At 69.1% G+C, this 14,590-nt stretch carries 14 protein-coding genes and 1 pseudogene; 10 read left to right on the forward strand and 5 right to left on the reverse strand.

Annotated elements, in window-relative coordinates; translation table 11 throughout:
- Positions 1-322 (reverse strand): annotated as a pseudogene (locus ACPUER_RS27895) (hypothetical protein); the annotation flags it as partial.
- 362 nt (positions 323-684) lie between these two features.
- On the opposite strand from ACPUER_RS27895, the gene ACPUER_RS27900 reads away from it, so the two are divergent.
- The 5 genes from ACPUER_RS27900 (at position 685) to ACPUER_RS27920 (ending at position 5,038) form a co-directional block, all read left to right on the forward strand.
- Positions 685-945 (forward strand): phosphopantetheine-binding protein, encoded by a 261-nt coding sequence (locus tag ACPUER_RS27900; RefSeq protein ID WP_043187455.1) that lies wholly within the window; start codon positions 685-687, stop codon positions 943-945.
- A 110-nt stretch (positions 946-1,055) separates the two neighbouring features.
- Positions 1,056-1,772: a 3-oxoacyl-ACP reductase FabG gene (gene fabG / locus ACPUER_RS27905; protein WP_425132674.1), complete on the forward strand. Its 717-nt coding sequence runs from the start codon at positions 1,056-1,058 to the stop codon at positions 1,770-1,772.
- Between the two features lie 87 nt (positions 1,773-1,859).
- Positions 1,860-3,170 (forward strand): endoribonuclease L-PSP, encoded by a 1,311-nt coding sequence (locus ACPUER_RS27910; protein ID WP_425132675.1) that lies wholly within the window; start codon positions 1,860-1,862, stop codon positions 3,168-3,170.
- Positions 3,171-3,295: 125 nt separating this feature from the next.
- The gene (locus tag ACPUER_RS27915) at positions 3,296-4,078 is read left to right on the forward strand and encodes a glycosyltransferase family 2 protein (RefSeq protein ID WP_111016112.1); all 783 of its coding nucleotides are present in this window, start codon (positions 3,296-3,298) and stop codon (positions 4,076-4,078) included.
- A gap of 198 nt (positions 4,079-4,276) precedes the next feature.
- Positions 4,277-5,038: a M48 family metalloprotease gene (locus tag ACPUER_RS27920; RefSeq protein ID WP_425132676.1), complete on the forward strand. Its 762-nt coding sequence runs from the start codon at positions 4,277-4,279 to the stop codon at positions 5,036-5,038.
- 103 nt (positions 5,039-5,141) lie between these two features.
- On the opposite strand, the gene ACPUER_RS27925 is transcribed toward ACPUER_RS27920, so the two are convergent.
- Genes ACPUER_RS27925 through ACPUER_RS27940 form a run of 4 tightly spaced genes read right to left on the reverse strand, consistent with a single transcriptional unit; the run spans position 5,142 to position 9,899 of the window.
- Positions 5,142-6,866, reverse strand: coding sequence for a lactate permease LctP family transporter (locus tag ACPUER_RS27925; protein ID WP_425132677.1), 1,725 nt, complete (start codon positions 6,864-6,866; stop codon positions 5,142-5,144).
- Between the two features lie 56 nt (positions 6,867-6,922).
- The gene (locus ACPUER_RS27930) at positions 6,923-8,368 is read right to left on the reverse strand and encodes a LutB/LldF family L-lactate oxidation iron-sulfur protein (protein WP_425132678.1); all 1,446 of its coding nucleotides are present in this window, start codon (positions 8,366-8,368) and stop codon (positions 6,923-6,925) included.
- Positions 8,365-9,105, reverse strand: coding sequence for a LutC/YkgG family protein (locus tag ACPUER_RS27935; RefSeq protein ID WP_425132679.1), 741 nt, complete (start codon positions 9,103-9,105; stop codon positions 8,365-8,367). The genes ACPUER_RS27930 and ACPUER_RS27935 overlap by 4 nt, the downstream gene beginning before the upstream one ends.
- Complete coding sequence (locus tag ACPUER_RS27940; RefSeq protein WP_425132680.1) at positions 9,102-9,899, reverse strand: (Fe-S)-binding protein; 798 nt, start codon at positions 9,897-9,899, stop codon at positions 9,102-9,104. Before ACPUER_RS27940 ends, ACPUER_RS27935 begins: the two co-directional genes overlap by 4 nt.
- Before the next feature lie 134 nt (positions 9,900-10,033).
- On the opposite strand from ACPUER_RS27940, the gene ACPUER_RS27945 reads away from it, so the two are divergent.
- From ACPUER_RS27945 to ACPUER_RS27965, 5 genes are all read left to right on the forward strand, one after another.
- Complete coding sequence (locus ACPUER_RS27945; protein WP_175962053.1) at positions 10,034-10,750, forward strand: FadR/GntR family transcriptional regulator; 717 nt, start codon at positions 10,034-10,036, stop codon at positions 10,748-10,750.
- Positions 10,751-10,994: 244 nt separating this feature from the next.
- The gene (locus ACPUER_RS27950; RefSeq protein WP_425132681.1) at positions 10,995-12,620 is read left to right on the forward strand and encodes a phospholipase D family protein; all 1,626 of its coding nucleotides are present in this window, start codon (positions 10,995-10,997) and stop codon (positions 12,618-12,620) included.
- A gap of 231 nt (positions 12,621-12,851) precedes the next feature.
- Positions 12,852-13,625 carry a class II aldolase/adducin family protein gene (locus ACPUER_RS27955; RefSeq protein ID WP_175962051.1) on the forward strand — a complete coding sequence of 258 codons (774 nt, stop codon included), beginning with the start codon at positions 12,852-12,854 and terminating at the stop codon, positions 13,623-13,625.
- A 45-nt stretch (positions 13,626-13,670) separates the two neighbouring features.
- Positions 13,671-13,856 carry a hypothetical protein gene (locus ACPUER_RS27960; RefSeq protein ID WP_175962050.1) on the forward strand — a complete coding sequence of 62 codons (186 nt, stop codon included), beginning with the start codon at positions 13,671-13,673 and terminating at the stop codon, positions 13,854-13,856.
- Between the two features lie 283 nt (positions 13,857-14,139).
- The gene (locus ACPUER_RS27965) at positions 14,140-14,574 is read left to right on the forward strand and encodes a CHRD domain-containing protein (protein WP_175962049.1); all 435 of its coding nucleotides are present in this window, start codon (positions 14,140-14,142) and stop codon (positions 14,572-14,574) included.
- The last annotated feature ends 16 nt before the right edge of the window (positions 14,575-14,590 follow it).

The following is a 14,590-nucleotide window of genomic DNA, read 5'->3' on the forward strand; positions in this document are numbered from 1 at the left end:
GGCCGAAGCCGTGTGCGCCGGGCGTCGCGGCCGCGTAGTGCGCGCCGGCCTGGTAGGCGGCCACGGCGCCGACCGCGGCGACGCCGCGCGCGATGGACAGCAGCCTGCTCATCGGCGGCCTCCGTGCGGGCGCGGGCGCGCGTCGCCGGCGGCCGCCAGGCGGCAGCGGACGGACGGGCGAACCGGAACGGAGTGGAAGGACGGACGCGGCATGACTGGAGACATCGGGCGGATCGTGGCCGAACGCGGTGGTCGGGCCGTCAAACATCATATGAATGGGTAGCCGGGACGCGGGTCGGGGCCGGTAGTCGAGTGCGCCCATTTTAGGGCCGAGGCATGGCGTGTTCGGGGCGGGCGTGTGCGGGTTTTGTAACCGATTGTATGGCACCGGACGAACGGTTTCGCGGGGTCGGTCCATTTCCATCCAAAGCGGCTCAAGCGTCTCGTGCATTCGTGTCACGAAACGGGCCGCGGCGCCGGCCCGCCAGTCTGTAACCAATCTCGGTATACGGGCCGATACCCATCGTCTAGAATCCGCGTAACTTTTACAAACGATCCCCAAATAACGCAGGCGGGGACGCCGGCAGACGCCGGAGGGACGGAGATTTGCACGCGCCGGGCGTGCACGACGGTTGCCGTTTCCGGGCGCCTCCCGCTGCCATTGGCCGCCTGCTCGCACGCATGATGAACGCACTGGAACAAGAGCTCGCCACGCTGATCATCGGCGAACTGAATCTCGAAGACGTCCCGCTCGAAACAGTGACGGCCGAGACCCCGCTGTACGGCGAAGGTTTCGGGCTCGACTCCATCGACATCCTGGAAATCGCGCTGCTGATCTCGAAGAAATACGGCTTCGAACTGCGCTCGGACAATCCGGATAACCAGAAGATCTTTGCGACGCTCGGCGCGCTGGCCGCGTACGTGGCCGCGCATCGTACGAAGTGACGGCGCCGCGCACGGGCGCGGCGCGCAGGTGACGACGGCATGCGGCGGCGATCGGCAGACGATGCGCCGCCGCGTCGATCGAGGTGAAACGCGATGAACGGAGCAATGCGATGCGCTCGCTCGTGACGGGCGGCAGCGGCGCACTCGGGCAGGCGATCTGCATGGCGCTCGCGCAGGCCGGCCATGAAGTGTGGGTCCATGCGAACCGCCATCTCGCGCAGGCGGAGGCGGTCGCGCAGCAGATCGTCGCGGCCGGCGGCACCGCGCGCGCGATCGCGTTCGACGTGACCGACGCCGACGCGACGCTCGCCGCGCTGGCGCCGCTCGCTGACGAAGCGCCGGTGCAGATCCTCGTCAACAACGCCGGCATTCACGACGACGCGCCGATGGCCGGCATGTCGCGCCGGCAGTGGCACAGCGTGATCGACGTGACGCTCAACGGCTTTTTCAACGTCACGCAGCCGCTGCTGCTGCCGATGATTCGCACGCGACGCGGGCGGATCGTCAACATCGCATCGGTGGCCGGCATGACCGGCAATCGCGGGCAGGTCAATTACGCGGCCGCGAAGGCAGGGCTGATCGGCGCGACGAAATCGCTGTCGCTGGAGCTCGCGTCGCGCGGCATCACCGTGAACGCGGTCGCGCCCGGCATCATCGAATCGCCGATGGCCGAACAGGCGTTTCCCGCCGAACGGATCAAGCAGCTCGTGCCCGTGCAGCGCGCGGGCCGGCCCGACGAGGTCGCGGCGATGGTCGCGTATCTGGTGTCCGACGCCGCGGCCTATGTGACGGGGCAGGTGATGTCCGTCAACGGCGGGCTCGCATGACGAAACGCGCGGTGTCGGCCTGACGTCGCGCAACGCGATGCTGGCTGCGATGTCGCGCGGCCTGCATCGCATAGTGAGGAAATCGAAGTGTCCGTGCATCCAGTCGACGCCGAACGGCGCCCGTGTTCCCTGTCGTCAGCCACCGCGCCGCTCGCGCGCGGGCAGGCGGCCGGCGGGCCGGACGCATCGCGATCGGGCGCGCCGCTCGCACACGGTGGCGACCTCGCACTGCAGCTCGTCCGGATGAGTCATGCGCGGCTCGCTGCGTTGCTGCACGATGCGCGCATGCGTGGCGATGGAATCGACTGCGCGTTTCCGGGTGCGTTGGGCGCGGTGTGCATCGGCGCGGCCGGATTGCCGGACGAATTGAACGCAGAATCGCAGGCCGAATCGCACGCCGATGCGGCGGCACGAATGCTGGCCGATGCAGCCCCCGACCTGCCGGTCGCACCGGTGCAGATGGCGCTGCTCGGCGCCGGCGTCGCACCGGGCGATGCCGTCTGCGAAATCTGGCAATGCAATGCGCGCGACCTGCGCAGCGAACGGCGCGGTGCGCTGCACTATCGCTACAGCGAAGCGGCGGGGCTCGTGTTCGGCAGCATCGTCGTGCACGAAACGCACGAAACGCAGCGCGACGGCGGCACGCCGCTCGAACGCGCGACGCACGATGCTTACCGCACGCTGTTCGACGTGCTCGATACGCTCGGCATGCCGCATCCGCTGCGCATCTGGAATACCGTGCCGGCGATCAACGCCGTGCAGTTCGGGATCGAACGCTATCGTCAGTTCAATATCGGCCGTCAGCACGCCTTCGACGCGTGCCGCCGCGCATTGACGGGCGGCGTGCCGGCCGCGTGCGCGCTCGGTTCGGTCGTGCCGGTCGCGGGCGACGCGTTGCCGGCCGCGCCGCTCGCGATCCATTTCATCGCGAGCCGCACGCCCGCAGATCCGGTCGAGAACCCGCGCCAGGTCAGCGCGTATCACTATCCGGCGCAATACGGCCCGCGTGCGCCGACGTTCGCGCGTGCAGCGGCCTGGGAGGACGGCGGCGCCGCGCCGGTGCTGTTCGTATCGGGCACCGCGAGCATCGTCGGGCACCGCACCGTGCATTGCGGCGACGTCGTCGCGCAAACGCGCGAGACGGTCGCGAACCTCGCGGCCGTGCTCGAGCAGGCCGCGCGGCAGGGGCATGGCCCGTTCTCGCTTGCCGACCTGAGCTATCGCGTCTACGTGCGCGACGTCGGCGATGCCGCGGCGCTTGCCGAGATCGATCGGGTGCTGCGCGATGCGGCCGGCCCCGGCGTGCGGCCGCTCTTCGTCCATGCGGACGTATGCCGCGACGACCTGCTGGTCGAGATCGAGGCGAGCGCGGGGCACGCGATGGAGCGGCTGTCATGAAGCGGGAGAACTTCACGATCCGGCAACCGGCACCGCATACGGGCGGCGTCGACGAAGCCTGCCGCCAGTCGCCGGCAAGTCATAAACTTTTGTCAGGATCCCTGTCTTCGCAATCGGCCGTTTCCATGTCCAAGCTGCACGCCTCGTCCACCCACCTCGTCCTGATTCCGAGCTACAACCCTGGCGCCAAGGTCGACACGACCGTGCGCAATGCCCGCGCGCAGTGGAATCCGGTGTGGGTCGTCGTCGACGGCAGCACCGACGGCAGCGCCGAGCGGCTGCAGGCGATGGCCGAGCACGATCCGGGGTTGCGCGTGATCGTGCTGCCGGAGAACCGCGGCAAGGGCGCCGCGGTGCTCGCAGGGCTCGACGCGGCTGCCGCGAGCGGCTTCACGCACGTGCTGACGATGGATTCCGACGGCCAGCATCCGGCCGACCTGATTCCCGCTTTCATGGCCGCGTCGCAGGCCGCGCCCGATGCGATGGTGCTCGGCGTGCCGAAGTTCGACGCGAGTGCGCCGCAGTTGCGCGTGCAGGGGCGCCGGCTGTCGAACGCCTGGGCCGACCTCGAGACGCTGTGGGCCGGGATCGGCGATTCGCTGTACGGCTTTCGCGTGTATCCGGTCGCGCCGCTCGCCGCGATCATGCGGCGCCAGCCGTGGATGCGCGGCTTCGACTTCGATCCCGAAGCGGCCGTGCGGCTGTGCTGGGCCGGCGTACGTCCGATCCGCATCGACGCGCCGGTGCGCTACTTCGGCCGGCACGAGGGCGGCGTGTCGCATTTCCACTACGGCCGCGACAACGCGCTGCTTGCATGGATGCACCTGCGGCTTTTCACCGGCTTCGCGGTGCGGCTGCCGATGCTGGTCGCGCGGCGGCTGACGCGACGCCGCGACCAGGCGGCCTGAGCGGCGCGCCCGTTTTCCCTCCCGATCGTCGTTCGCTCGCGGCGATTGCTTCGGGTTTGATCTTCAATTCCGCTGAAAATCGCCGCTTCGCATCAATCCTATGAGTAATTAAGGTGTCATCGGATGTAAACATCTGGTAATTTTCTGCCGGATTATGCAAAATCGCCGCTCCCAAATACAACTATCGAGGGATCCGGGATGCAACTCAAGAAAGCGGTGGCAGCGTGTGGCATGGCGTTCCTGTTGAGCGCATGCGGCGGGGTACAGAGTCTCGACGCGAACGGCCTGACGTCGGCGGGGACGAACCTGTTCAAGGCAGCGACGCTGTCGGATGCGGACATCGCCGCGCTGTCGAACGACTCGTGCAAGTCCAGCGACGCCGAATCGAAGATCGCGCCGGCGAACAGCGCGTATTCGAAGCGCCTGACGAAGGTGATGAAGGGCTTCGGCGACATGACGCTGAATGGCCAGAAGGTCAACTACAAGGTCTACGTGACCAAGGACGTCAACGCGTGGGCGATGGGCAACGGCTGCGTGCGCGTGTACAGCGGCCTGATGGACATGATGAACGACGACGAACTGCGCGGCGTGATCGGCCATGAAATGGGCCACGTCGCACTGGGTCACTCGAAGAAGGCGATGCAGACGGCGTACGCGGTGAGCGCAGCGCGCAGCGCGGCCGGCGCGGCATCGCCGGGCGTGGCGGCGCTGACGAGCTCGCAGCTCGGCGACATCACCGAGAAGTTCATCAACGCGCAGTTCTCGCAGACGCAGGAAAGCGCGGCGGACGACTACTCGTTCGACCTGATGAAGCAGAAGGGCATGAGCCAGAAGGGCCTCGTCACCGCATTCCAGAAGCTGGCGAAGCTCGATGGCGGCCAGAGCTCGATGATGAGCTCGCACCCGTCTTCGACGAGCCGTGCGCAGCACATCGAGGATCGCATCGCGAAGGGCAGCTGATCGCGCAGCCGCTCGCCGGCCGACGCCGACGATCGACAGGCAGAAAGAAAAACCCCACGCTCTTCCGGGCGTGGGGTTTTGTTTTTGCGGGTGTGCGCGCCGCTTACGGCACCATCCCCGGCAGCACGTACGCCTGCACCAGCGTGATCAAGCCGACGATCACCGCGAACAGCAGGCTGTGCCGCACCGTGAAGCGGAACAGCGCCGACTCGTTGCCGACGAGGCCCGTCGCCGCGCACGCGACCGCGATCGACTGCGGCGAGATCATCTTCGCGGTCACGCCGCCCGTCGTGTTCGCGGCCACCGCGAGCGTCTCGGGCACGCCGAGCTGATGGGCCGTGGCCTGCTGCAGCGAGCAGAACAGGGCGTTCGACGACGTGTCCGAGCCGGTCAGGAACACGCCGAGCCAGCCGAGGAACGGCGAGAAGAACGGGAACGCGGCGCCGGTTGCGGCCAGCATCAGCGCGAGCGTCGACGACATCCCCGAATAGTTCGCGACGAACGCGAACGCGAGCACGAGGCCGATCGACAGGATCGGGCGCGTCAGCTCCTTCAGCGTCTCGCCGAACGTGACGAGCGCGTCGCGCGGCTTCATCCGCAACAGCGCCATCGAGATCAGCGCGGTCACGAGAATCGCGCTGCCCACCGCGGACACCAGATCGATCTTCAGCACGGCTTCGAGCGCCTTCGGCGTCGCGGCGATCGGTGCGGTCTTCACGACGAGCTGGTCGAGCCCCGCCACATGGAACTTCAGCACGGTCGACGCGAGCGCGCCGTGCGCGGCGAACAGCGCCTTGAACGGCGCGATGCTCCACACGGTGACGACGGCCGTCAGGATCAGGAACGGCGACCACGCGCGCACCGTCTGCGCGAGCGTGTACGGCGACGCCTGCCGGCTCGTGCCCGTGCCGCCCGCGTCGAACTTGCCCGCGCCGAATTTGCCCGCGCCGAAACCGGCCAGCGCAGCGCCGCCGCCGGTCGCGACGATGCCGCCGGCCGGCTGCTGCGCGGTGCGCGGCTGCCATACATTCAGGAACGCCGCGAGCGCGACGAGGCTGACGAGCGACGACGTGATGTCCGGCAGCTCGGGCCCGATGTGGTTCGACGTGAAGTACTGCGTGACGGCGAAGCTGCCGCCCGCGACGAGCGCGGCCGGCCAGGTTTGCCGCACGCCGCGCAGCCCGTCCATCATGAACACGAGCCAGAACGGCACCGCGAGCGACAGCAGCGGCAGCTGGCGGCCGGCCATCGCGCCGATGTGGAACGGGTCGATGCCCGTCACCTGTCCGGCGACGATGATCGGGATGCCCATCGCGCCGAACGCGACCGGCGCGGTGTTCGCGATCAGGCACAGCCCGGCCGCGTGCAGCGGCTTGAAGCCGAGGCCGACGAGCAGCGCGGCGGTGATCGCGACGGGTGCGCCGAAGCCGGCCGCGCCTTCCAGGAACGCGCCGAACGAGAAGCCGATCAGCAGCATCTGCAGGCGCTGGTCGTCGGTGATCGACAGCACGGATGCGCGGATGACGTCGAACTGGCCGGTCTTCACGACGATCTTGTACAGGAACACGGCCGCGACGATGATCCACGCGATCGGCCACAGGCCGTACGCGAAGCCGAAGCCGGCCGCCGCGAGCGCCTGCGGCACGGGCATCCCGTACGCGAGGATCGCGACGCCGAGCGACAGCAGCAGCGTGATCGCGGCCGCGACGTGGCCCTTCATCCGCAGCGCGGCCAGCGCGACGAAAAAGAAGATGATCGGGATCGCGGCGACGAACGCCGACAGCCCGAGGCTGCCGAGCGGGGTGTAGATCTGATGCCAAACCTGCATGGTTGTCTCCTCCATCTGTGTCTGTATCTCTATGGGTACGGTCGGGAAAGCGGTGTCTATTCGGGCTGGCCGCGTGCGCGCAGCAGGTCGGACAGGCTGCGCGGCGCCGGTTCGAGCGGCGTGCGGTGCTGCGTCCAGCCCATCTGTTTCGCGGGTGTCAGCGCGCGCAGGCGCGTCGCCGTCCAGCGGAACGCGCGGTACGCGCGCGGATGCGCGAATGCGCCCGACCAGAAGCGCCACACGAGGTCTTCCGCGCGGTTGTAGTTCGCGCCCTGGCCGCGCAGCGGATGCGCGACGGGTTCGTCGGGCTTGCGGTTCGCCTCGGTGCGCAGCCGCACGAGCAGTTCCGGGATCGGGATCCGGACCGGACATACCTCGCCGCATGCGCCGCACAGCGTCGACGCGGTCGGCAGGTCGGCCGTCGCGTCGAGGCCGAGCAGGTGCGGCGAGATGATCTTGCCGATCGGCCCCGGGTAGGTCGTCCCGTACGCGTGGCCACCGATGCGCGTATAGACGGGGCAGTGGTTCATGCATGCGCCGCAGCGGATGCACTGCAGCGTCGCGCGCAGTTGTTCGTCCGCGTAGGCCTGCGTGCGGCCGTTGTCGAGCAGCACGAGATGCAGTTCGCGCGGGCCGTCGCGTTCGCCGTCGCGGCGCGGGCCCGAGATCAGGTTGAAGTAGGTCGTGATCGACTGGCCGGTGGCCGAGCGCGTGAGCAGGCTCGACAGCGGCACGATGTGCTCGAGTTTTTCGACGACCTTCTCGATCCCCATGATCGCGATGTGCGTGTCGGGCACCGTCGTCGACAGGCGGCCGTTGCCTTCGTTCTCGACGAGCCACAGCGTGCCCGTGTCGGCTGCCGCGAAGTTCACGCCCGACAGGCCGATGTCCGCGTCGGCGAACGCGCGGCGCAGCGCGCGCCGGCCGGTCTGGATCAGCTCGTCGACGTCCTCCGTGTAGCGCGTGCCGGGGATGTGTTTCTCGAACAGTTCGGCGATGTCGCCGCGCGTCTTGTGGATCGCCGGCATCACGATATGCGACGGCTTCTCGCCCGCGAGCTGCACGATGAACTCGCCCATGTCGGACTCGATGCAGTCGACGCCGTGATCCGCGAGGTAATGGTTCAGCTCGATTTCCTCGCTCGCCATCGATTTGCCCTTGATCACGCGGCGCGCCTTCTTCGCCTGCGCGATGCCGAGCACGATCGCGTTCGCGTCGGAGGCCGTCTCGGCCCAGTGCACGTGCACGCCGGCTTCGACGAGCTTCGCCTCCAGCCGCTCGAGCAGCGCGGGCAACTGCGCGAGCGCGTGCTGGCGCACGGCTTCGCCGAGATCGCGCAACTGCTGCAACTCGGTGTCGTCGGGGAATTGCGTCGCGCGCTTGCCCTGCAGGAAATCCATCGCGCCGCGAAAACTCCGGCGCAGTGCGGGATCGTCGAGCGCGGCGCGCGCGCGGGCCTTGAAGTCGCCGGGGGCGACGAATTGCAGCGTGTGGTCGCTCATCGCGGCTGGTCCTCGCGAGCGGTTGCGGCCGGCCGGGCGGCCGCGGCATCGGCAGCCGGATCGGTGACGATCACGACCCACAGGCGGCGCGGGCCGTGCGCGCCATAGGCGAGCGTCTGCTGGATGTCGGATGTCTTCGACGGGCCCGACACCAGCACGAGGTTGGTCGGCATGCCGGCGTGCCAGCGCTCCGCGTGCACGGCTGCGTGCAGGTCCGCATGCAGCGTGTTCGCGTGGACGAGCGCGACATGCAGCGGCGGCACCAGCGACACCGTGCGCGGCGTGCCGGCATCGGGCGCGAGCACGACGGTGCCGGTGGCCGCGACGCCCGAGCGGGCGACGGTGAAGCCCGCGTCGATCGTGTCGAACAGTTCGGTCTTCCACGCGTCGATCGGCCGGTCGAACGGCACGGGCGCGACCGCGTCCGGCAGCGCGCGGGCGAGCGCCGCGGATTCGGCGCGGGCCGGGTCGAGCAGCAGGCGGCGCACGCCGGCTTCGGCGAGGCGCGCGGCTAGCTGCGCGGGCCATGCGTCGTCGGTCGCGCACCAGACCTCCGCGTGCGACGCGGCGAGCGCGGCTTGCATCGCCTGTACGAGCGCGTGCGGATCGCGCGCGGCCGATGCGCGGCGCGTGTCGTAATGCGTGTCGATGCGCGCGTCGAGTGCGGGGGCGGCCGTCGCGGCGACGCCCGGGGCGGCGCTGCGCAGGCGCGCGAGAATCGCGTCGCGCGCGCTCATTGCTTGTCTCCGCGCAGCGGCGCGGCGCCGGCCGTGCGCCGCCACAGGAAGCTCGCAAGATGTTCGACCGGCAGCGCCGCGCCGGCCTTGGTCGCAGCATGGCCGATGTTCAGCAGGCAGCCGCAGTCCGCGGACACGAGCCGGTCGCAGCCGGTCGCGCAGGCCGACGCGACCTTGTCGCGCACCATCGCGCCGGAGATGTCGGGATGCTTCAGCGAGAACGTGCCGCCGAAGCCGCAGCATTCGGATTCGCGTTCGTGTTCGATCCGCGTCACGCCCGGCAGCGCGTCGACGAGCGCGACGCCGTGCCCGCGCGTGCCCATTTCGCGGCGCGCCGCGCACGACGTGTGCAGCACGACGCGCTCGTCCGGCCCGGCGCTCGCCGCGGCCGCGTCGAGTTGCACGTCGAGCACCTGGACGAGGAATTCGGCGAGTTCGTAGGTCCGCTCCGCGATCGCGCGCGCCTTCGGGCCGTGGACGGGATCGTCGGCGAACAGCGCCGGCCAATGGTGGCGGATCATGCCCGCGCACGAGCCGGACGGCACGATCACGGGCCACGATTCGGCGAACAGGTCGAGCTGCGCGGCCGCGACGCGGCGCGCTTCGTCGGGATTGCCGCTGCTGTAGGCCGGCTGCCCGCAGCAGCTCTGGCCGCGCGGATAGTGGACGGTCAGCCCTTCGCGCTCCAGCAGGCGGACCGCGTCGAGCCCCGCTTCGGGGACGAACAGGTCGACCAGGCAGGTCGCGAACAGATAGACGTGCGCGGGGGCGGCGGGGTACTGCCTTTCGTTCATGTCTCGCTCCAGTGGCGACGGCCCGGCATGCGGATGCGGGACGACGATTTCGCTGCATAATTCCCGCGACGGCGCCGCAGCTCAAATTGGTTGGGCCAATCGGCGCGACGGGTATTCCGGGGGGAGACGCGACGATGGCAGCGATGACGGCACGGGGCCGGACCGAAGTGGTGATGCGCAAGATCGAGACGGCGCTGCTCGACGGCACCTGGCCGGCCGGCGCGCGCCTGCCGGCCGAGCGCGTGCTCGCGCAGCAGTACGGCGTCGCGCGCAACACGGTGCGCGAGGCGACCCAGCGGCTCGTCGCGCGCGGGCTGCTGCAGAGCCGGCGCGGCGCGGGCGTCTACGTGACGGACCAGTTGCGCGCGGGCATCGCGTCGCCGTGGGGCCAGCTGGTCGCCGATCATCCGGCGCTGCGCGACGACATCCTCGAATTCCGCCGCGTGCTCGAAGGCGCGACCGCATATTTCGCTGCGCTGCGGGCCGACGCGAACGACCGGCGCCGGATCCGCACGCTGCTGCGCGAACTCGAAACCGCGCATGCGAACGACGACGCGGCCGTCGAAGCCGCGACCGACGCGAAGCTGCACGAGGCGATCGCGCTCGCGTCGCACAACACGATGTTCCTGCACCTGCATACGAGCGTGATCGGGATGCTGCGCGAGCACATCTCGATCAACGTGGCAGGCATGACGACGGGCGACGAGCAGGCGTCCGAGCTGCTGTTGCTGCAGCACCGTGTCGTGTGCGACGCGATTTGCGCGCATCGGCCCGAAGAGGCGCGCACCGCGATGCAGACGCACATCGACTACGTGCGCAGCCATTTCGAGCGCAGCGGCGACGGGGCATGAGATTGGTCGGACCGTTTCGGTGCGCGGGCCGCCCGGCGGGCGGATCCGGGGCGGTCGGACCGCGACGCCAGTTCCGCGGTCGATCGCCGGCCGCCCACACGCCCGCTGCCGCAGCGGGGCGCCGCTTGCGCCACCCGCGCGATTGACCGGTTCATCGGGCGCCCACTAAAATCGGCTGGAACCGCCCGCCAGCCTCGCGCCGCGGCGAATGCGGACCCTTGTTCCGCCAGTCGAGGAAGCTTCCGTGCTCACGTCTTTCATCCGGCGCGCGCAGGCCGCGCTGTCGTGGCGCGCCGCATGCGGCCCAGCCCGTGCGCTGGCCGTCTGCGTGCTGCTGTCGCTCGTCGCCGCGTGCGCGACGCATCCGCCCGCCACCACGCTCGATCGCCCGGTTTCCCATGCATTGCCGTCCGATACCGCGACGCCGCTGCGCGACGCGCTGGCCGCGCCCGAGGCCGCGCATCCGGGCCAGTCGGGTTTTCGGCTGCTGGCGGACGGCGCCGAGGCGTTGCAGATGCGCATCGCGCTCGCGCGCGCCGCGACGAAGACGCTCGACATGCAGTACTACATCGCAACCGAGGACACGACGGGCAAGCTGCTGCTCGCCGCGGCGCTGTACGCCGCCGATCGCGGCGTGCGTGTGCGGATGCTGGTCGACGACCTGAACTTCCGCGACATCGACCGCATCATGGCCGCGCTGAACACGCACCCGAACATCGAGATCCGCGTGTTCAACCCGTTCGGCGCGTCGCAGCAGGGCATGGTCGAGCGCACGACCAATTTCTTCACGAGTATCGACAGCTTCACGCGCCGGATGCACAACAAGGCGATGATCGCGGACAACCGGATTGCGATCGTCGGCGGCCGCAATCTCGGCGACGAATACTTCAGTGCGAGCCCGACGCTGCAGTTCCGCGATCTCGACGTGCTTGCCGCGGGCCCCGTGACGAACGACATCTCGGCGAGCTTCGACACCTACTGGGCGAGCGCGAGCAGCTATCCGCTGCGCATGCTGAATCACCAGTCGTTCGATCCGAAGGATCTCGACGCGATGCGCGACGAGCTGCGCAACCACTGGCGCCAGAACGCCGATCCGTACAACGCGAAGCCGCTGAACGCGACGCCGCTCGCGCAGCAGATCGCGCGCGACGAGCTCGCGCTCGTGTGGGCGCCGGCCGAGTTCAAGGTCGACGCGCCCGACAAGGTCGCGCAGCCGACCGACGCGTACGTGAGCCCGCCGATGCGGCGCCTCGTCGAGCTGACGCGCGGCGCGCAGCGGGAATTCCTCGCGTTCTCGCCGTATTTCGTGCCGCACGACGCGGGCGTGAAGATTCTCGGCGACACGACCGCGCGCGGCGTGCGCGTCGCGATCCTGACGAATTCGCTCGCCGCGACCGACGCGGTTGCGGTGCAGGCCGGCTACGGGCCGTACCGCGTGCCGCTGCTGCGGCACGGCGTCGAGCTGTACGAGTTCAAGGCGCAGCCCGGCCGGCAGCGTCCGCGCCTGTTCGGATCGCGCTCGCGCGCGAGCCTGCACGCGAAGGCGTACGTGATCGACCGGAAGATCCTCGTGATCGGCTCGATGAATCTCGATCCGCGTTCCGCGCACTTGAATACCGAACTGGCGCTCGTGATCCACAGTCCGGCGCTCGCGCAGCAGGTCGCGACGATCTTCGCGCGCGTGACGCAGCCGGACGAAAGCTATCGCGTGAGCCTCGCGACGCCGGCGGGCGGCGGCGCGCCCGAACTCGAGTGGACGGGCACGGACGACGGCCGGCCGACCACTTATCACGTCGATCCGCACGCGGGGCTGCTGCGCAACATGATGACCGGCGTCTTCATGCTGCTGCCGGTCGACGACCAGTTGTAAGGGCCGGAACGGCTCAGGCCAAACCCGCGATACCGGTGCGCGGGGAAAGGTGATATGGTTGTGTGCGCACCGATATGCGTATCGTGAAGACGTCGCCGGACGGCTCTCGCAATGCGGGGCCGGGGCGGTGACCGAACGACGCGCCGCATGAGCCGCGTGCGGCGCCAGGAGACGATGGACGATGCGCGCAGCCGCCCGCGCGGACGCGCACGCCCGCAACCGGAGTGCCCCATGCAACGTGTACCGAACCAGCCGTTTACGCGTCCCGCCCGCTTCTCCGAAGCCGAATGGCAGGCGCGCGTGCAGCTCGCGGCGGCCTACCGCATCTTCGATCATCTCGGCTGGACCGAGCTGATCTACAACCATATCTCGCTGCGCGTGCCGGGCGAGGACGGGCATTTCCTGATCAACCCGTTCGGGCTCCATTACCGCGAAGTGTGTGCGTCGAACCTTGTGAAGATCGACATCGACGGCAACGTGATCGGCCATTCCGACTGGCCGATCAATCCGGCCGGCTTCACGTTCCACAGCGCGATCCATGCGGCGCTGCCCGACGCGCACTGCGTGATGCACGTGCACACGACGCCCGCGATGGCCGTGTGCTGTTCGCGCGACGGCCTGTCGTTCTCGAATTTCTATTCGGCGCAGTTGTACGGGAAGATCGCGTATCACGACTTCGAGGGCATCACCGTGCATCTGGAGGAGGGGCGGCGCATCGTCGAGAGCGCCGGCGGGCGGCCCGTGCTGCTGCTGCGCAACCACGGGCCGGTGACGATCGGCGCGACGCTCGCGCAGACGTTCTCGCTGATGTGGCTGCTCAACCGCGCTTGCGAGGTGCAGGTTGCCACGCACGCGATCGGCGACGCGCTGCCGATCGCGCCGCCGGTGCTCGAAGCGTGCGTTCGCGATTCGCTGAATTTCGACCCGAAGCATGGCGCGGGGCAGGACGCGTTCGACGCGCTGCAGCGCATCGTCGATCGCATCGATCCCGGCTATCGCGCGTGACGCGGGGCGGCCGCGCGGCCGCTAGAAGCGGTAGCCGAGGCCGGCTTGGTGCGCGTCCTCGCGCCGCACGACAGGATGGGCAGCGCGATATTCGATGCGAAGGAGAAGCAGCGGAAATTGCTTCGTCATGCTTGTCATATGACGAATGCGGATTCACGTTGCGATGCCGGCATGCCACATCGCCAGGCCGCGCGGCGCACGCAAAAAAAACGCGGCCGGGTGGCCGCGTGAATACTCGCAGACTCCTTCGGACGAAGGAAACAAGCAACTGTGAGACGAAGTGTAGCGAAAGGCCGCGCGCGGATTCAGGCGTCAGGCTGCAAAGGTCTCTTCCAGGTTGACGCAGACTGACGCGATGCGTCGCGCGAGACGACCTGCCGTGCGCGGCGCGCCGATGGGCGTGCGGCGATTCGCGGCATGGCCGTTCGGAGGACTCCCGGATCGGCGGCGATCGACTACCATCATGTGTAGCGTCCCCGTTCGGGCGGCGTACAACGTCGTGCAAGGAGAGTCCATGCTCAAGCTGCGTTTGCTCCAGGTCGCGTTACTCGCGGGCGTGCTGGCCGCCGGCAGCGCCGCTGCCGAAACGGTGCGCCTGTCCGCCAGTCTTCAGCCGTCGAGCGAAGTGCCGCCGACGGCGACCAAGGGCTCGGGCGCCGTCGACGCCACCTACGACACGGCCAGCCGCACGCTGCAATGGATGGTGACTTACGAACACCTCACCGGCCCGGCGACGGCCGCGCACTTCCATGGGCCCGCGCCGGTCGGCCAGAACGCCGGCGTGCAGGTGCCGATTCCGAAGGACGAGCTCGCGAGCCCGATCAAGGGTTCGAAGGTGCTGACCGACGCGCAGGTCACCGACCTGATGGGCGGCAAGTGGTATTTCAACGTCCATACGAAGGAGCACCCGTCCGGGGAGATCCGCGGCCAGCTGATGCCGGCGAACTGAGCGCCGGCGTTTGATA

This window comes from Burkholderia sp. DN3021 (assembly GCF_049805555.1).
Classification (GTDB): domain Bacteria; phylum Pseudomonadota; class Gammaproteobacteria; order Burkholderiales; family Burkholderiaceae; genus Burkholderia; species Burkholderia pyrrocinia_C.